The organism is Eubacterium ramulus (assembly GCF_045002895.1).
In the GTDB taxonomy this organism is placed as follows: domain Bacteria; phylum Bacillota; class Clostridia; order Lachnospirales; family Lachnospiraceae; genus Eubacterium_I; species Eubacterium_I ramulus.
This window is the reverse complement of sequence record NZ_CP173382.1, coordinates 2667301-2685001: the sequence shown is the minus strand read 5'-3', so window position 1 is coordinate 2685001 and position 17701 is coordinate 2667301. Positions and strand designations below refer to the sequence as shown.

16 protein-coding genes are annotated in these 17701 nt (G+C 44.0%); 12 read left to right on the top strand and 4 right to left on the bottom strand.

Annotated features, from left to right (window positions below; all coding sequences use genetic code 11):
• Nucleotides 1–61: 61 nt before the first annotated feature.
• The gene (locus ACIRUQ_RS12550) at nucleotides 62–1456 is read right to left on the bottom strand and encodes a GntP family permease (protein WP_055289333.1); all 1395 of its coding nucleotides are present in this window, start codon (nucleotides 1454–1456) and stop codon (nucleotides 62–64) included.
• A gap of 530 nt (nucleotides 1457–1986) precedes the next feature.
• On the bottom strand, nucleotides 1987–4119 hold the full coding sequence (locus ACIRUQ_RS12545; RefSeq protein ID WP_055289331.1) for an LTA synthase family protein: 2133 nt from the start codon (nucleotides 4117–4119) through the stop codon (nucleotides 1987–1989).
• A gap of 412 nt (nucleotides 4120–4531) precedes the next feature.
• On the opposite strand from ACIRUQ_RS12545, the gene ACIRUQ_RS12540 reads away from it, so the two are divergent.
• The 12 genes from ACIRUQ_RS12540 (at nucleotide 4532) to ACIRUQ_RS12485 (ending at nucleotide 15210) form a co-directional block, all read left to right on the top strand.
• On the top strand, nucleotides 4532–5248 hold the full coding sequence (locus ACIRUQ_RS12540; protein ID WP_044963045.1) for an NAD-dependent protein deacylase: 717 nt from the start codon (nucleotides 4532–4534) through the stop codon (nucleotides 5246–5248).
• 79 nt (nucleotides 5249–5327) lie between these two features.
• Nucleotides 5328–5525 (top strand): DUF951 domain-containing protein, encoded by a 198-nt coding sequence (locus tag ACIRUQ_RS12535; protein WP_022035672.1) that lies wholly within the window; start codon nucleotides 5328–5330, stop codon nucleotides 5523–5525.
• A 93-nt stretch (nucleotides 5526–5618) separates the two neighbouring features.
• Nucleotides 5619–5909, top strand: a complete 291-nt coding sequence (rpsF, locus tag ACIRUQ_RS12530; RefSeq protein ID WP_021738499.1) for a 30S ribosomal protein S6 — start codon at nucleotides 5619–5621, stop codon at nucleotides 5907–5909.
• A gap of 27 nt (nucleotides 5910–5936) precedes the next feature.
• A complete protein-coding gene (locus ACIRUQ_RS12525; RefSeq protein WP_021738500.1) occupies nucleotides 5937–6380 on the top strand; it encodes a single-stranded DNA-binding protein in 444 nt (147 codons plus the stop codon).
• 17 nt (nucleotides 6381–6397) lie between these two features.
• Nucleotides 6398–6658 carry a 30S ribosomal protein S18 gene (gene rpsR / locus ACIRUQ_RS12520; RefSeq protein WP_021738501.1) on the top strand — a complete coding sequence of 87 codons (261 nt, stop codon included), beginning with the start codon at nucleotides 6398–6400 and terminating at the stop codon, nucleotides 6656–6658.
• A 90-nt stretch (nucleotides 6659–6748) separates the two neighbouring features.
• Nucleotides 6749–8581, top strand: a complete 1833-nt coding sequence (locus tag ACIRUQ_RS12515) for a glycerophosphodiester phosphodiesterase family protein (protein WP_404856492.1) — start codon at nucleotides 6749–6751, stop codon at nucleotides 8579–8581.
• A gap of 185 nt (nucleotides 8582–8766) precedes the next feature.
• Nucleotides 8767–10812: a DHH family phosphoesterase gene (locus tag ACIRUQ_RS12510; RefSeq protein WP_022035674.1), complete on the top strand. Its 2046-nt coding sequence runs from the start codon at nucleotides 8767–8769 to the stop codon at nucleotides 10810–10812.
• A complete protein-coding gene (gene rplI, locus ACIRUQ_RS12505; RefSeq protein ID WP_022035675.1) occupies nucleotides 10813–11259 on the top strand; it encodes a 50S ribosomal protein L9 in 447 nt (148 codons plus the stop codon). It abuts the gene before it with no gap.
• 95 nt (nucleotides 11260–11354) lie between these two features.
• Nucleotides 11355–12683, top strand: coding sequence for a replicative DNA helicase (gene dnaB, locus ACIRUQ_RS12500; RefSeq protein ID WP_022035676.1), 1329 nt, complete (start codon nucleotides 11355–11357; stop codon nucleotides 12681–12683).
• 24 nt (nucleotides 12684–12707) lie between these two features.
• Complete coding sequence (locus ACIRUQ_RS12495) at nucleotides 12708–13085, top strand: metal-dependent transcriptional regulator (RefSeq protein WP_022035677.1); 378 nt, start codon at nucleotides 12708–12710, stop codon at nucleotides 13083–13085.
• A gap of 296 nt (nucleotides 13086–13381) precedes the next feature.
• A complete protein-coding gene (gdhA, locus tag ACIRUQ_RS12490) occupies nucleotides 13382–14716 on the top strand; it encodes an NADP-specific glutamate dehydrogenase (RefSeq protein WP_021738508.1) in 1335 nt (444 codons plus the stop codon).
• Between the two features lie 239 nt (nucleotides 14717–14955).
• Nucleotides 14956–15210, top strand: a complete 255-nt coding sequence (locus ACIRUQ_RS12485; protein WP_021738509.1) for an HPr family phosphocarrier protein — start codon at nucleotides 14956–14958, stop codon at nucleotides 15208–15210.
• Nucleotides 15211–15379: 169 nt separating this feature from the next.
• On the opposite strand, the gene ACIRUQ_RS12480 is transcribed toward ACIRUQ_RS12485, so the two are convergent.
• Nucleotides 15380–16567 (bottom strand): ribose-phosphate pyrophosphokinase, encoded by a 1188-nt coding sequence (locus ACIRUQ_RS12480; RefSeq protein WP_022036707.1) that lies wholly within the window; start codon nucleotides 16565–16567, stop codon nucleotides 15380–15382.
• A 132-nt stretch (nucleotides 16568–16699) separates the two neighbouring features.
• Nucleotides 16700–17683 (bottom strand): ATP-binding protein, encoded by a 984-nt coding sequence (locus tag ACIRUQ_RS12475; protein WP_021738512.1) that lies wholly within the window; start codon nucleotides 17681–17683, stop codon nucleotides 16700–16702.
• Nucleotides 17684–17701 lie beyond the last annotated feature (18 nt).

Sequence of the window (17701 nt, the reverse complement as noted above, 5' to 3'; positions counted from 1 at the left end):
GCGTTTCTATATGGCTTAACTTTCTTTCACTACGAAGATAATTGTCGAAAATGATGTTGGTTTATGCCAGTCCCGGTGCAACAGTAAGGATGACAGCACAGAGGATTGTTCCAACTAATGTCATGATAACTGTCTGTAAGAACATCGGTAAGTATGCATCTTTGATCTTAACCTGAGCAAGTCCGGTTGTGATTAGGATCAGTCCGTTAACCGGCAGTGTCTCGAATGTGGAAACTGCGATAGCAGCACAACGAGCAAGTGCGTTCGGATTCAAAATCGGGTTAGCTGTCCAGATATAAGCTGCAGCAACCATCGGAAGTGCAATACTTAAAGCTGCTGGCGGTGAAGATGTAAATGCTACTACGATGATAGCAAGTACGATACCGATTACTAACGGAGAAGCTTTCATGCCAAAGAGGATTCCAACGAAACCGTTGAAAGCATCTGTGTGCTGTACAACTGCTGCGAAACCAGCTGCAGCTGTCAGAGTCATGATTGCGCTTGCACCATTTGCAGCACCAATGTTTAAGGAATTGAGAACGTTTCCTGCCCATGCCGGAAAGCCTTTTTTCTCATTGTCTTTGAAGTGCGGAGCCATCAGGATGATTACTGCTGCGATACCGGATACCAGAGCTAAGGAAGCAATCTGTACGATAGCGAAAAGCAGGAATACAACTACTAACGGAATCATAGCAAGTGCAAAATGCGGAAGTTTTTTTGCATTGTCATCTGGAATCGGCTCACAGTTACCATAATCAAATGTCTCGCCTTTTCTCATCTCTTTGATGATGAAGGTGGAGCAGATGAAGTATACACCAACTTCGATTACGATGAAGGAAATAAATCCCGGGATTGGAGCAGCACCCGGGCTTGTCTGCAGGATGCTCATACAAATGATGTTATTGATACTTAATACGAATGGAGCAGAGTTAGCACCACAGCTTAAAGCCAGCATAGCCGGAACCATACGTCTCGGAATACCAATGCGGCTTGCCATGTACATACAGATCGGGAATGTAGCGAAGATAGCTACGAAACCATCTACACCACCGTATGTAAGGATACACTCGATAAGTAACATAATTAAAACGGCACGTTTTGCCTGTTTTTCTTTATTGTTTACCGGCATAACGAATTTGTTTACTAATGTGGAAGCGATAGACTGAGCAGCACCACTGTCAGCTAATACTTTACCAAATAAACCGCCTAAGAATACAGTCGGGAAAATTGCTGTGATCATTCCGCAGACACCGCCGATTTCCCATACGCCGGTTGCTGCATTTTCTTCAACGGCACCAACATACAGAGATGTGAATGCATCGTTTGCGTTCAATCCGTTTGTTACTGCTACAATAACGCCGCAGAGCGGAGCCAGATACAGTACGGATACGTTTTTGTAGGCGCCATACAGGAAAATAGCAAGAGCGACTACAATACCAATAATACCTAAAGCCATAAATCAAACCCTCCTAAATTTTAAAAAAGTTAAGCAAATGTGAAATTCATAAAGAAAATATAAATTCCATGAGCTTATTATACATAGATGGTAAGACCATGTCAATAAAAACACACAAAATGCACAATAAAAAGTGCAAATGAAAGTGATAAGTTGGACAAAATGCTTTGAAATGTTGCAAAAGTATCGTTCTATGAAGAATGATTTGTAAAAAGTGTTTAGAAAGTGTGCAACATAACATCGAAAAGTGTTGCATGATAGTATAGAATTACTAAAATATGGAAAGATACAGTTCAAGTCGAACGCACGTGAGACTTGGTGCGTGATTCTGGTCAGCGTAAGCTGACATATTCTTCTCAGAATCACTGCACATCCTCGCGGAGCGTTTATCTCAGTCGGAGATTGTACTCCCACTGAGAAAGACTTGTTATTACTCACCACTTGCAGAAGTGGGAGTCTTCTCGACTGAGATAAAAAGACCTGAGAACTGTCGGAAAAGACAGATGCTCAGGTCTTAACATAGCAGGAAATTACTGATTCATGAAAAAGACAGAGGAATCACGGTTATTCCGGTCAATCAGTGAATTGTATACAAGGCAATGGTACTGATAGAGCAGGTCATCGTATTTGCTGTTTTCGGAATGCGTATAGTAATTGTTATCTGCATCCACATAACCAACCGTGTTAATGATAGGAAGCTTCTGATACAGGGAGGCCAGATAACGATTGTACTGCGTCAGTGGAAGTCCGGCAGTCTGAAGTACCAGTGTAGACAGATAGTTTGCACTGATCTGATTCAGTGTCGCTTCCGGAATATCATAATTTGCCCAGATCACAAATGGTGTGGTGTAACGAAGCTGTTGCTGTTCCGTGGTCAGATGATCGAGACTGGTACCGAACAGTTCTTCATAAAATCCATCTTCAATGGAGGGCAGATGATCCCCGAACATACAGAGGATGGTCGGTTCTGACACGTTGCTGAAATAATCTACCAGCTCCTGAAATGCTTCATCAGAGCGTTTTACCAGGGACAGATAGCGGTTAGCCTTTGGGTAGATGCCATTCATGTTTGTGACATATATTTCCTGTGAAAAGTTTGTATAGGACATGGCGTAGCCGCCGTGGTTCTGCATGGTGACGTTAAAAAGGAAGAACGGTTTGGATGTATCCCGATTCTCATACATGTTTTCTACCATGGAATAATCATAGCTGTCACTGACAAAACGACGCAGCAGCATGTTGCGGTCCGGATACCGTTCATTCAGCAGCATCTCATACTCGGTGACGTCATTGTTCTGCTTGTAAGTATCCAGAATGTCCTGATCGACAAAATCTTCGATACTGATATAGTTTTCAAATCCCAGCAGTGGATATACATTCCTGCGGTTCCAGCCTTCGCCGTAATACGGATGAAAAGCGGTCCTGGAATAACCAAGTGCACCAAGGGTGGATACCAGGGAAGGAACAGTATCCTTTACATAGGACTGATATACGTTGCACCCGGTGGGCAGGAAGGAGATGGAATCTCCGGATAAAAATTCAAATTCACTGTTACTTGTTCCTGCACCGAATACCGGCATGGACAGGGAACCTTTGATGGTATTTTCTGTCAGACTGTGAATGAATGGCATGTAGTCTTCATTGGTTTCCAGATTGCCGAGAGCACCTGGATCAGACAGAGATTCATTCATGATACAAATGATATTCGGCATGGTGCCATCCGTATTTGCTGTGTAATCGTTCTGGCCGGTCAGCAGATTGGTGCTGACCGTATGATCATCAGGATCTACGCCGGCATCTTTCAGCGTTTCTGCCACATAGTCGCTGACATTGGCGGCATTGTAGTCAGAGGGCTTCCGGATAATAAGATACTTGGTGTTCAGACAGAAATTAAAGAAGGAACCTGTGCGGTGATAGCCTCTGGACTGATCCCAGAAATCCGGTTTGTATCCGAGATTTGCAGCATAATCCGTAAAAAAGAGGGAAATTACAACAACTGCGATATAAGCTGCCGGAGCAAGTTTTGCCAGCAGTTTGAATTTTAATTTTTTCGGTTTGATGTTGACACTTTTTTTGTTTACCAGATAGATCAGGAAAAACATGATAGAACCGAGGATCAGTTTCCAACTAAGCTCATAAGTATAACCGTCTGATACACTCAGACCAGTGCCGAAACTCAGTACGTCCAGCGGAACAAAAGGAGAACCGCGGAACAGTTCAATGAAATAATTCAGCAATGACCATACATATAAAGAAATATTTACAATCAGCCCTACCATATGATAACGTCCGGTGATCAGATAAAAGAACAGGTAGAACACCAGGTAAATCATATAGTTTGCGAGGAAAGTTGGTACAGAAAACCACCATATATAGTTTTCGTTAAATACCTCTACCATCTGGATGGTAAGAACCGGCATGATAAAAAACAATGCCGTGTTGGCCAGTGCTTTATATTTGTCATCCACGGATGGTTTGAATATAATGAGAAATCCAGCAACCGGTCCTGCCAGAAGAGACAGAACAAACAGAATGGTCCCACATGTCAGATCCAGTGTCGGATCCAGATAGAGCCGCCAGTTGGCGGATACAAAAATAATCATAAAAATAGTGACCGCAAGTGCAAGCAGCCGGATTTTTTTTCCTGCGAATGAAATATGCATGTTTTTATCTTCCCGTTTCTATAATATAGTGTGATGACAGGTCGCAAAGCGACTGCGTTCATGAGCAAGTAGCGAAAGCGGATTGCGAATGTCCGCTTTACATCACGATGTGCAGACACAGTCGGATACAGATTTTCCGGCATTGTAATCCTATTATGTTAATTGCCGCTAAGATATATTAAATATCACGAAAGAAAATATGTCAACTGTTAAAAGTGTGAAGAAATTATGAAAAAACATTTTACGAATGGTGCGTGTGGACTGCAAGAATGCCAGGTGGGGATTTTTGTACTTGCGAAGGTGCGGATAAAATGGAGTTGCTATTTTTTTTCACGCAGTATACTATAAAAACAGAAACGAAGTGCAGTGTACAGTGATTCTGAGAGGAATCATTTTGGAAGGAGCGGAACAGATGGAAAAATCAGAATTATTAAGACAGTGGATCGCAGATTCAGATAATATCGTGTTTTTCGGGGGAGCCGGTGTGTCAACAGAGAGCGGAATACCGGATTTCCGAAGTGTGGACGGTCTGTATCATCAGAAATATGATTATCCACCGGAGACAATTCTGAGTCATACTTTTTATATGGAAAAAACAGAAGAGTTTTATCGGTTTTACCGGGATAAAATGCTGGCCCTGGATGCAAAACCAAATGCGGCACATTTAAAACTTGCCGAACTGGAAGCAAAAGGAAAGTTAAAGGCAGTGGTTACACAGAATATCGACGGACTTCATCAGGCGGCAGGCAGCAAAAATGTGCTGGAACTTCACGGCAGCGTACACCGCAATTACTGCAGAAAATGCGGAAAATTGTATGATGCACAGTATATCAAGAATTCTGCCGGGGTTCCGATGTGCAGTTGCGGTGGTCAGATCAAACCGGATGTCGTATTATATGAGGAAGGACTGGATTCTTCCACGATGCAGGCAGCCATCCACGCGATCAGCCAGGCAGAAGTGTTGATCATTGGAGGAACAAGCCTCGCAGTATATCCGGCAGCGGGACTTATCGACTATTACAGAGGTAATAAGCTGGTACTGATCAACAAATCCGCAACCCCATTGGACAGCCGTGCCGATCTGGTCATCCAGGCACCGATCGGAGAGGTTTTTTCGGCAGTATGTTAAAATCAGATGGGAAACTGCGTTCGACTTGAATAAAATTATAAAAGAATCGTGGAGTATAAAAGTAGAGTGAGGTGACAGAATGACATATCAATATGAAGTGGGAGATATTGTAAAACTGAAAAAGAAACATCCCTGCGGCAGTTTTGAATGGGAAATCCTGCGTGTCGGGGCAGATTTCCGGTTGAAATGTCAGGGGTGCGGTCATCAGATCATGGTGGCACGAAAGATTGTAGAAAAAAACACAAAAGATTTAAAAAAGCACTTGCCTGAAGCGTAAAAATATGGTAGTATTGAAAATCGTGATATACAATATCCTTGCTCTCTACAGGATGAGCAGAGGGCCAAAAGACCACAAGGAGGTAAGAATAGCATGAACAAGTATGAATTAGCATTAATTGTTAGTGCCAAGATCGAAGATGACGCCAGAGCAGCAGTTGTTGAGAAAGCAAAAGAGTATATTACTCGTTTTGGCGGTACAGTAACAGAAGTTGAGGATTGGGGTAAGAAAAAATTAGCTTACGACATCCAGAAAATGAGCGAAGGCTTCTATTACTTCATTCAGTTCGATGCTGCAGCAGAAGTACCTGCTGAGTTAGAGCAGAGTGTTCGTATCATGGACAATGTGCTGAGATTTTTATGCGTTAGAAAAGACGAGGCATAATTTCACAGTAGAGAAGGAGTTATCCTTATGAATAAAGTAATTTTGATGGGACGTTTGACCCGTGATCCTGAGGTTCGTTATTCTCAGGGTGAACAGGCAACCGCAATCGCAAGATATACAGTTGCAGTAGATCGTAGATTCCGTCGTGACGGCGACAGCCAGACAGCAGATTTTATCGGTTGTGTAGCATTCGGACGTCAGGCAGAGTTCGCAGAGAAATATCTGCGCAAAGGAACTAAGATTGCCCTTACAGGCAGAATTCAGACAGGCAGCTATACCAACCGTGACGGACAGAAAGTTTACACCACGGACGTAGTTGTTGAGGAGCAGGAGTTCGCAGAGAGCAAAGCAGCAAGCGCTGAGCATGCAGCAAATTTTGCACCGGCAGACAGACCTTCCCCAAGCAATGCGGTAAGCGATGGCTTTATGAATATTCCGGACGGAATTGATGAGGAATTACCATTTAACTAAACAGGAGGTAAACTATCATGGCTTATAATAAAGATGGAAAAAGCGATTCTCCGATGAAGAGAAGAGGCGGCCGCAGAAGAAAAAAAGTTTGTGTATTCTGTGGAAAAGACAATGTGATTGATTACAAGGATACAAATAAATTAAAGAGATACATCTCTGAGAGAGGAAAAATCCTTCCGAGAAGAATCACAGGAAACTGTGCAAAACATCAGAGAGCTATCACAGTAGCAATCAAGAGAGCACGCCACGTAGCATTAATGCCATACGTACAGGATTAATTTTGACAACAGACTCCCCGGATTTTTCCGGGGAGTTTTCTGTATTCTTCAGAGACAAATATGAAAAAAATAAAGAACGTTTTTCGTTACTTGCATTACACATTCGGATTATTAAAATTGAATATAGGCACGCTTCTTGTGTTTGAACTTTTATATAAATTTGCATCTATGGCGGTATTTAAACCGTTACTTACGGGAGTAATGAAGCTGGCACTGAAGGCACAGGGGCTGAGTTATTTGTCAGATGAAACCATCGGAACTTTTATCCGGTCCCCGCTGACCTGGTTTTTTCTGCTTTTGATCGTGCTGGGAATGGCATTTTTTACGCTGTTTGATATCTGCTGTATCATTACCTGCATCCATGCCTCTTTCCGGAAGCAGGCGATGCCGCTGCTGGCACTGATGCGAAAGGGATTGAAAACGTCTTTGCGGGTCATCTATCAGAGAAATATCGTGATGATCCTCTATCTGCTGATCATTATCCCCATGACCCATGCATTGGTAATCTCCGGTTATATTACAAAATTTACGGTGCCGCAGTTTATTGTGGATTATATTATGTCCCATACCTGGCTGGCGATTTTATATATTGGATTCTGGATTTATATCGGACTTCGCTCCTTTCATTGGATTTACAGTCTGCATTATTTCTGCCTGGAAAACTGTAACTTCAAGCAGGCGAGAAAGCGCAGCTGGAAACTGCAGAAAAATCATTACTGGACGGATCTGATCATTGTGCTGGGATGGAGTGCAGCCTGCATCGGTATTTATTACGGCGTGATCCTCTCTGGATCCTGGCTGGTGTCCAGAGTCAATCAGGCGTTACCGACACAGGATCTGTTCAGCAGTCTGACCCTTTCCGGGATTTCTTTGCTGATGGATGTGTGCGGTGCACTGTTTTTCTGTTTTGATCTTCCGTTATTTTTTATCTGCATCAGTCTGTTGTTCTATTATCGTAAGGCTGCCGCCGGTGAGCGGATTCCACGGGTTTTCCGGGATCTGGACAATGCTTACCGGGTTACCAATACGAGATGGGTAAAGAAAATTTATATGTATCGGAAACGGATCATTGCCCTCAGCATCGTAGTGGTGATCGGGGTCAATTTTGCATACAATTTTGCAGACCGGCGCGGTGTATTACATATGGGGCTGGGCAATCCGGTGGAAGTGACGGCGCATCGCGGGTATTCTGCAGCCTATCCGGAGAATACAATTCCGGCATTCAAGGGAGCCATTCAGGTGGGAGCTGACTGGGCGGAACTGGATGTACAGCAGACAGCAGACGGTGAAGTGATCGTTATGCATGATTCTAATCTGAAACGGACGACAGGACTGGATAAGGAAGTCTGGCAGGTGACCTGGGATGAAATCAAAGACCTGGATAATGGCAGCTGGTTTGATAAAAAATATCAGACTGTGCGGATTCCGACACTGGAAGAAGTGCTGAAAGTCTGCCGTGGCAAGATCCATTTGAATATCGAGATCAAGCCCAGCGGACATGACAAGGATCTGGAGGAGCAGGTGGCGAAACTGCTGAAAAAGTATCATATGAGGGATACTTGTGTGGTTTCTTCCCTGAAGTATGATTCTCTGCGCAAGATCAAGGAGGCGGACGATTCCATCGAAACCGCATATATTACATCTGTATCGTATGGAAACTTTACAGACCTGGAATATGCAGACGGTTACAGTGTGGAGTCAACACTGCTGAGCAAGAGTTTCGTAAATAAGGCACAGAAGGCCGGGAAACAGATCTATGTCTGGACAGTGAATTCGGAAGAACGCCTGGAAAAAGTCGTAGGTATGGGAATTGACAATGTGATCACGGATGATCCTGTCATGGCAAAAGAACTGATCTATGAACAGGAACACAGCACGTTCTGGGACAGATATGTGAAACAGCTGCTTCAGATAGGAAAGTAGTGATGTGTGGATTGAGAATGTCCGCTTTACTACATATGATGAGTGAACTGTAACGAAACATATGAACAGTTAGCAATATAAAACAGGGGCTTTCTAATGAGGGGGAAATGTGGTATACTATGTTGAATAGTATCGGTTTTGTATACCGGCCGGAAGAATAATTTCGGCAGTATAAAGGAGTTAGCATGAGACAGGATGTTAAGTTGAAGGGTAAATTAAAAGGATATACACAGACACCGCTGGTACTGACGGCACTGTTTGGAGCCATGGATGTCTGGATGTATGTGCTGAATATCAAGGCGGGTGTTCTGGGAAGTGTTTTCGTAGGCATTTATTTTTTTGTGATGCTGTTTGTGTACTGGCGGAACAAACCGATCCTGATGAATGAGCTGATCGATTTTGCCACACAGTACGGTACGGTACAGAAACGTCTGCTGAATGAGTTTGAAGTGCCGTATGCGGTGATGGATGCCACGGGAAAACTGTTGTGGATGAACCGTCAGTTTGAAGCATTATCGGAAAAAAATAAAGGATATCACAAATCCATCACGACGATTTTTCCACAGATCACAAGAGAACTGATGGAGAAAGAGGATGAGTTGGAGCTTGTTGTGGAGCGGGAAGAATGTGTGTACCGCGCTTCTGTGCACAAGATTCATTTTACAGATATTCTGCATGAGAGCAGCAGTATTGAGCTGACAGAGAAAGTGCAGTATCTGCAGGTCATCTATCTCTTTGATGAGACGCAGCTGACCCGGTACCGCATTGAAAACCAGGAAATGCAGATGGTACCTGCGTTAGTATATATTGATAATTATGACGAAGTCCTGGATACCGTGGAAGAGGTAAAGAAATCTCTGCTGGTCGCACTGGTAGACCGTAAGGTGACCAAATTTTTTGCATCCATCGACGGTCTGGTAAAAAAGACTGAGAACGACAAGTACTTTGTCGTGTTCCAGCATAAATATCTGGAAAAAATGGAAGAGGAAAAATTCAGCCTTCTGGAGGATGTCAAAAGTATCAAGGTTGGAAATGAGATGTCTGTCACTCTCAGTATGGGAATCGGTTATGTGGGAAATGATTATACGAAGAATTACGAGTATTCCCGTATGGCCATTGACCTGGCACTGGGACGCGGCGGAGATCAGGTGGTCGTAAAGACCAGAGATAAAATATCTTATTTTGGCGGAAGCAACCGTCAGGTAGACAAATCTACCCGTGTAAAGGCCAGAGTGAAAGCACTGGCGCTGCGCGAAATTATGATCACCCGTGACAAATTCTTTGTCATGGGACATAAGATTGCAGACATTGATTCTTTTGGTGCGGCCATTGGCATTTACTGTGCAGCCCGTCAGCTGGGCAAAAAGGCACAGATTGTAATTGATGAGGTCAATACGACACTGCGTCCGCTGAAGGAATGTTTTACACCGGAGAATGGCTATCCGGACGACATGTTTATCCCGAGCCAGCTGGCACTGGATGAGATTGATTCCCACACGGCATTGATCGTGGTGGATACAAACCGGCCGAGTTATACGGAATGTCCGAATCTGCTGAACCGGGCAAAGGCTATCGTTGTCTTTGATCATCATCGTCAGTGTGAGGATGTGGTGAAAAATGCGGTGCTTTCCTACACGGAGCCGTATGCTTCCTCCACCTGCGAGATGATCGCGGAAGTGTTACAGTATTTTGATGAAGATATCAAACTTTCCACACAGGAGGCAGATGCTATTTATGCGGGAATTTTGATTGATACCAATAATTTTGTATCCAAAACAGGTGTCCGTACTTTTGAGGCAGCAGCATATCTGCGCCGGTGCGGAGCAGAGGTTACCAGAGTGCGCAAGATGCTCCGGAATGATATGGATGCGTACAAAGCGAGAGCGGAAGCCGTGCGGCATGCAGAAGTGTTTCACAATATGTTTGCTATCAGCGTGTGCCCGGCGGACAATATTGAGAGCCCGACGGTGGCGTGTGCACAGGCGGCGAATGAGCTGCTGAATATCATCGGTATCAAGGCTTCTTTTGTGCTGACGGAGTACCATGACCGGATTTATATCAGCGCGCGGTCGATTGATGAAATCAATGTGCAGCTCGTTATGGAACGTCTGGGCGGCGGCGGTCATATGAATTCCGCAGGAGCGCAGCTCACCGGCTGTACGCTGGAGGATGCGAAGCGGACCATAGAAAATACACTTGATGAGATGATCAGGGAAGGAGATATTAAGTAAATGAAAGTGATTTTATTACAGGATGTAAAGTCTCTCGGTAAAAAGGGAGAGATTGTAAACGTAAGTGATGCTTATGCAAGAAACGTTATTTTTGCAAAAAAACTGGGGCTGGAAGCAACCGGAAAGAATTTAAATGATCTGAAGCTTCAGAATAAACATGCAGAGAAAGTTGCAGAAGAACAGCTGGAAGCAGCTCAGGAACTTGCCAAGGATCTGGAAGATAAATTTGTGGAAGTTAAGATGAAAGCCGGTGAGGGCGGACGTACCTTTGGTTCTGTTTCCACAAAAGAGATTTCTGCAGCAGTTAAAGAACAGCTTGGTCTGGATATTGACAAAAAGAAAATGTCTCTGAACATCCCGATTAAATCCTTTGGAACTTTTGATGTGGTTATCAAACTGCATGCAAAAGTAACCGGATCGCTGAGAGTGAAAGTAACAGAGGCATAACGCAGTTAAGCCATAACTGTATCGGCAGTGTCGGAAATGATGCCGGTGATACGAAAAAGAAAATGTCACTCATATAGAAAGGAATGGCAGAATATATGGAAGAGGCTCTGGTAAAACGGATCATGCCTCACAGCCTGGAGGCAGAACAGTCCGTCATCGGATCCATGATCATGGACCGGGATGCGATCCTTACGGCCTCTGAACAGCTGGTGAAGGATGATTTTTATCATCAGCAATATGGAATCCTGTTTGAGACGATTACGGAGCTGTTCAACAGTGGTGCACCGGTGGATCTGATTACTCTTCAGAACCGTCTGCGGGAGAAGAATGTACCGCCGGAGATCAGCAGTCTGGAATATGTCGGTGATCTGGTAACTACAGTTCCGACGTCTGCAAACGTAAAATATTATGCGGAGATCGTAAAAGAGAAAGCGGTGCTTCGCAAACTGATCAAAATCAACGAACAGATCGCAGATACCTGCTATCTGGGAAACGAAAGTCTGGAAGTAATTCTGGAAGAGACCGAGAAAAGCATTTTCAATCTGCTTCAGAGCCGGAGCAACAGTGATTATGTACCGATCAAACAGGTGGTGTTAAATGCTCTGGACAAGATTGAAATTGCATCCAGGACCCAGGGAAATGTCACTGGCATTCCTACCGGTTTTGTGGATCTGGACTACAAATTGTCCGGTCTGCAGCCGTCAGATATGATACTGGTGGCAGCACGACCGTCTATGGGTAAAACAGCCTTTGTGTTGAATATTGCCCAGTATGCAGCATTTCATGAGGATATGGCCACTGCAATCTTCAGCCTGGAGATGTCAAAAGAGCAGCTGGTAAATCGTCTGTTTTCACTGGAATCCCGGGTGGATGCACAGCTGCTCCGTTCCGGTAACCTGTCCGACGCAGACTGGGAGAAGCTCATCGAAGGCGCGGGAACCATTGGAAAATCACATCTGATCATCGACGATACGCCTGGTATCTCAATCTCAGAGCTTCGCAGCAAGTGCAGAAAATATAAACTGGAACATGATCTGAAGCTGGTTATCATCGATTACCTGCAGCTGATGTCCGGATCCGGCAGAAGCGATTCGCGCCAGCAGGAGATTTCAGATATCTCCCGTTCATTAAAGCAGCTGGCCAGGGAGTTGAACGTACCGGTTATCGCACTGTCACAGCTGAGCCGACAGGTAGAGCAGCGTCCGGATCACAGACCGATGCTTTCGGATCTGCGAGAGTCCGGAGCCATCGAGCAGGATGCCGATGTGGTTATGTTTATCTATCGAGACGATTATTACAATAAAGATTCAGAGAATAAAGGAATTGCGGAGATCATCATCGCCAAGCAGCGTAACGGTCCGATCGGAACAGTCAATCTCGTATGGCTGCCGCAGTATACGAAATTTGCAAACATGGAGAAATAAAAAAACAACAGGGAGGTATAGGGAATGCAAATTCATCAGTCAGCAGAAGATTATCTGGAGTGTATTTTAAAATTAAGCAAACAGCGTCCGGTGGTTCGTTCCATTGATATTGCCAATGATATGAACTACTCCAAACCGAGTATCAGTGTTGCAATGAAAAATCTGCGTTTAAACGGTTATATCAACGTGGATGAGAGCGGATTTATCACACTGACAGACAGTGGTATGGAGATCGCTTCCAATATTTATGACCGTCATCTCATTCTGAGAAAATGGCTGGAATTCCTGGGAATTTCACCGGAGACGGCAGAACAGGATGCGTGCAAGATTGAGCATACGCTGAGCAAGGAGACGTATGCAGCACTGCGTAAACACATCATCGAAGAGATGGGCGAAGAGTAAGAAACGGCAAAACGCATATTGATAAAAGCAAGGAAAGACTTTGGGCTTGTGCATAATAATGCATGGTCACAAGGTCTTTTTTTGTGGAAAAAGAAACGGAAATCAGATAGAAATTTTTGTACTGCACAACAAAAATGTTGTGCTGGATGATGGAAAATGTTTCAGATTATGCAAAAAACGTGTACAAACACGTCTGAATGTGAAGAAAATGACAAAATTGAAAAAAAATGTTGCACAATCCTTCATAACATAATAAAATAACTACGTTGAGATTATTAAAAAAAAGGAGATACGAGATGAGCTACGTAGACGAAGTACTCGCACGAGTAAAAACAAAAAATGCTGCTGAACCGGAATTCCTTCAGGCAGTAGACGAAGTATTGGAATCCATCAGACCAGTTGTAGAAGCTAATGAGGAGCTTTACAAGAAAGAAGCAATCTTAGAGCGTATTACAGAGCCGGACAGACAGTTCAAGTTCCGTGTGGCATGGGTTGATGACAATGGTCAGGTACAGGTAAACACAGGTTACCGTGTACAGTTTAATAACGCAATTGGACCGTACAAAGGTGGTCTGCGTCTGCATCCATCTGTATATCTTGGAATTATTAAATTCCTTGGTTTCGAGCAGGTTTTCAAGAACTCCTTAACAGGTCTTCCAATCGGAGGCGGTAAAGGTGGATCTGATTTCGATCCTAAGGGTAAATCTGATCGTGAAGTTATGGCATTTTGCCAGAGTTTTATGACAGAACTTTCCAAATACATCGGAGCTGATGTCGATGTACCGGCTGGTGATATCGGAACAGGTGCAAGAGAGATCGGTTACCTGTATGGTCAGTACAAGAGAATCACAGGCCTGTATGAAGGCGTTCTGACAGGTAAAGGACTTTCTTATGGCGGATCCCTTGCACGTACAGAAGCAACAGGTTATGGTCTGTTATACATGACAGAAGAACTTCTGAAATCCCATGGACAGGATATCGCAGGCAAGACATGTGTTGTATCCGGTGCCGGTAATGTTGCTATCTATGCAATCCAGAAAGCACATCAGTTAGGCGCTAAATGCGTAACATGCTCTGATTCCACAGGCTGGATTTATGATCCGGAAGGAATTGATGTAGATTTACTGAAAGAGGTTAAAGAAGTAAAACGTGCACGTCTGACAGAGTACGCAGCAGCAAGACCAAGTGCTGAGTATCATGAAGGCCGTGGCGTATGGAGCGTAAAATGCGATATCGCACTTCCATGTGCTACACAGAACGAGCTGCTTATCGATGATGCAAAAGCATTAGTTGCAAACGGCTGTATCGCAGTTTGCGAAGGTGCTAACATGCCTACAACGCTTGACGCTACACAGTACTTACAGCAGAACGGTGTATACTTTGTTCCTGGTAAGGCTGCAAACGCAGGTGGTGTTGCTACATCCGCACTTGAGATGTCTCAGAACAGCGAGCGTTTAAGCTGGACATTTGAAGAAGTAGATGCAAAACTGAACCAGATCATGGTAAACATCTACCACAACATCGACGATGCTGCAAAACGTTATGGCAAAGAGGGCGACTATGTAGCAGGTGCTAACATCGCAGGCTTTGAGAAAGTCGTAGATGCTATGCTTGCACAGGGTGTATGCTAATACAGGATTACAAAGAGAAAAATTTTCCTGATTGGCATGTGATTTGCTTAATGAATAAGTGAAAAGGTTATGGGACAAGACGATTGTTCCATAACCTTTTTTTGAGAAAAAAAACGACTAAGAAATAATGAAAAATGCGTGACAATTCAGTAAAAGTAACGGTTTTTGAAAAGATGCTTGTAAAATTGCGGAATAAGGGCTAAACTACAATAGTATTAGACGGAGGTTAGGAAAAGCGTATGAGTAAGAAAGAAATTGTCATTGCAGATGTCGTAGACAAGTACGATAATCCAATTGCAGAGCTGGTACAGGTAGCCTGCCAGTTTTCAAGCTCACTGTATTTAGTACGGGGAAATCATCGGATTAATGCAAAAAGCATTATGGGAATTATGGCATTTAACCCGCACAATGGTGTAGAAGTTGAGATTGAAGCTGATGGAGCAGATGAGGCAGAGGCATTGACTGCCATGGAGAAATTTTTGCTCTGCATGTAACTTATAGTATATCAACAGTTTAAAAAAGCATCAGAATGTCTGATGCTTTTTTTGTTTGAGAGGAAATTATGATAAATTTCCTCTCAAACAAAAGCACTTCGTGCAAACATAAAAAAAGAGCACCTTGACAGTGCTCTTTTTATATATGTGCTTTTTGATTCTGTTCGGATTACTCTTCCGCAGGAATCTCACCCTTGTATTTTGCAACCAGAGTCTGGATTCTCTGATATGGATCAAGCAGATCGCTGATGGATGCATCATGATTTAAGGTATCAATGATGTAAGCAATGTATTTGCTCATGTCACAGCTGATGTAGTAATCTCTGCTTAACAGTTCCGGTGTCTGGTATGCAAGGTTTGTAGTAACCACTTTATAGATCAGTCCGTCTTCTACCGCTTTGTCGAATTTCTCAAGACCGTTTGTGAACAGACCGAAAGTAGCGATTACAAAGATTCTTCCGGCATTTCTCTTCTTTAATTCACGGGCAACATCGATCATACTTCCGCCGGAAGAGATCATGTCATCTACAACCCATACATCCTTGCCATCCAGAGAAGAACCAAGGAATTCGTGAGCAACAATTGGGTTGGTACCGTCTACGATATGACTGTAATCACGACGTTTGTAGAACATACCCATATCTACGCCAAGTACGCTGGCAAGGAATACAGCACGGCTGGTAGCTCCCTCATCCGGGCTGATGATCATCAGATGATCATTGTCGATCTTTAAGTCATCTACAGCATTCAGGATACCTTTTACAAACTGGTAAGCTGGCTGAACAGTGTCAAATCCGTGAAGCGGGATTGCATTCTGTACACGAGGATCATGTGCATCGAAAGTGATGATGTTGTCAACACCCATGCCGATCAGCTCCTGAAGTGCAAGTGCACAGTCCATGGACTCTCTTGCGGTACGTCTGTGCTGACGGCTCTCATACAGGAATGGCATGATAACTGTGATTCTTCTTGCTTTACCGTTTGCAGCAGCGATCATACGTTTCAGATCCTGATAGTGATCATCCGGTGACATGTGGTTCTCATGTCCACAGAGTTTGTAAGTCAGGGAGTAGTTGGTTACATCTGTCATGATGTAAAGGTCATATCCACGAACGGATTCATGGATCATACCTTTTGCTTCGCCACTTCCGAAACGCGGGCAGGATGCATCGATAATATAGGAGTCACGCAGGTAGCCTTTGAACGCGATGTCGTTCTCATGCTCGTGCTCACGTACACATCTCCATTTTACAAGATATTTGTCTACTTTTTCACCGATCTCACGGCAGCTCTCCAGCGGAATCATTCCGAGAGCGCCGGCCGGGATTGTTTCTAAGTTTCTCTGATCGTTATGCATTAGAAAAGTTCCCTCCATCAAATCTTTTCATTTGTTTTTATAAATACGAAGGCATTATAGCACTGAATCCCCTGTTATGACAAGGGATTTCTTGTGATATGGGCATTTGCACATATAATTAAGGAAAAAATCTTATTTTTCGGTTAGTTTTTTGCAAAGTCGGATATCATTGCCAAACAGATGCAGGATGATAAAGCTGTTCGAAATCCGGGAAAAGATACGTTCCGAATAAATAGATGCAATATCGAAGAGCTCCAGATTCGTGGAAATCAGCGTGGATTTCTGCTTGCGGATCCGCTCATTCAGGCATACAAAAAATTGTGATGTCGTGAAGGTGTTGGTCAGCTCTGTACCCAGATCATCGATGATGAGCAGATCACAATCGAAGATATTGCGGTAACTTTCTGCTGCCTGCGGTTCTCTGGTAAAGGTTTTCTGAGCCAGCAGTTCAAACAGGTGGTGAGCGGAAAAATAAATTACAGAGTGACCGGTATCCAGCAGCTCTTTTGCGACGCAGTTGGACAAAAAAGTTTTGCCGACGCCGGTGTCACCGAAAAGCAGCAGATTCTCAAAGGTATCATCAAAGGTATCTACAAAACGATGGCATTGAACTACGGCGTTTCTGGCAGCTTCCAGGGAGGAAAGTTGTGTGTTGTCGTAAATGTCATCGGCATAATAGTCGTAGGAAAACGTGTCAAAATTTTCCTTTTCCAGAATGCCCTGCAGATTGGACTGGGTGTAGACCAGGTCAATGGCGGCCTGCTTCAGACAGTGGCAGCGTTTCTGGCCGATATAGCCGGTGTCCTGACAGTCCGGGCAGGTATAGGGTGGCTGAAAGTAATCTGCCGGATAACCGGCATTTTGCAGACATTCCTGTTTACGGGCAGAAAGGGTCTGGATTTGATCGTGCAGATCCGTCAGGGCAGAGGCATCGCCATCCAACAGCTGTCTGGCCCGTCTGACGCTTAAAGATGCGATCTGTGCATCCAGTTCGGTAATCTTTGGAATCTTTGCGGCAATCTCTTCCCGACGGGTATCGATGAGCTGCTGGCGTTTTAACTGCCGGTCCTGATAGCCCCGCATGATCTGATCATATTGTGTATTGGTAAGTGGCATAATATTTTTCCTTTATAG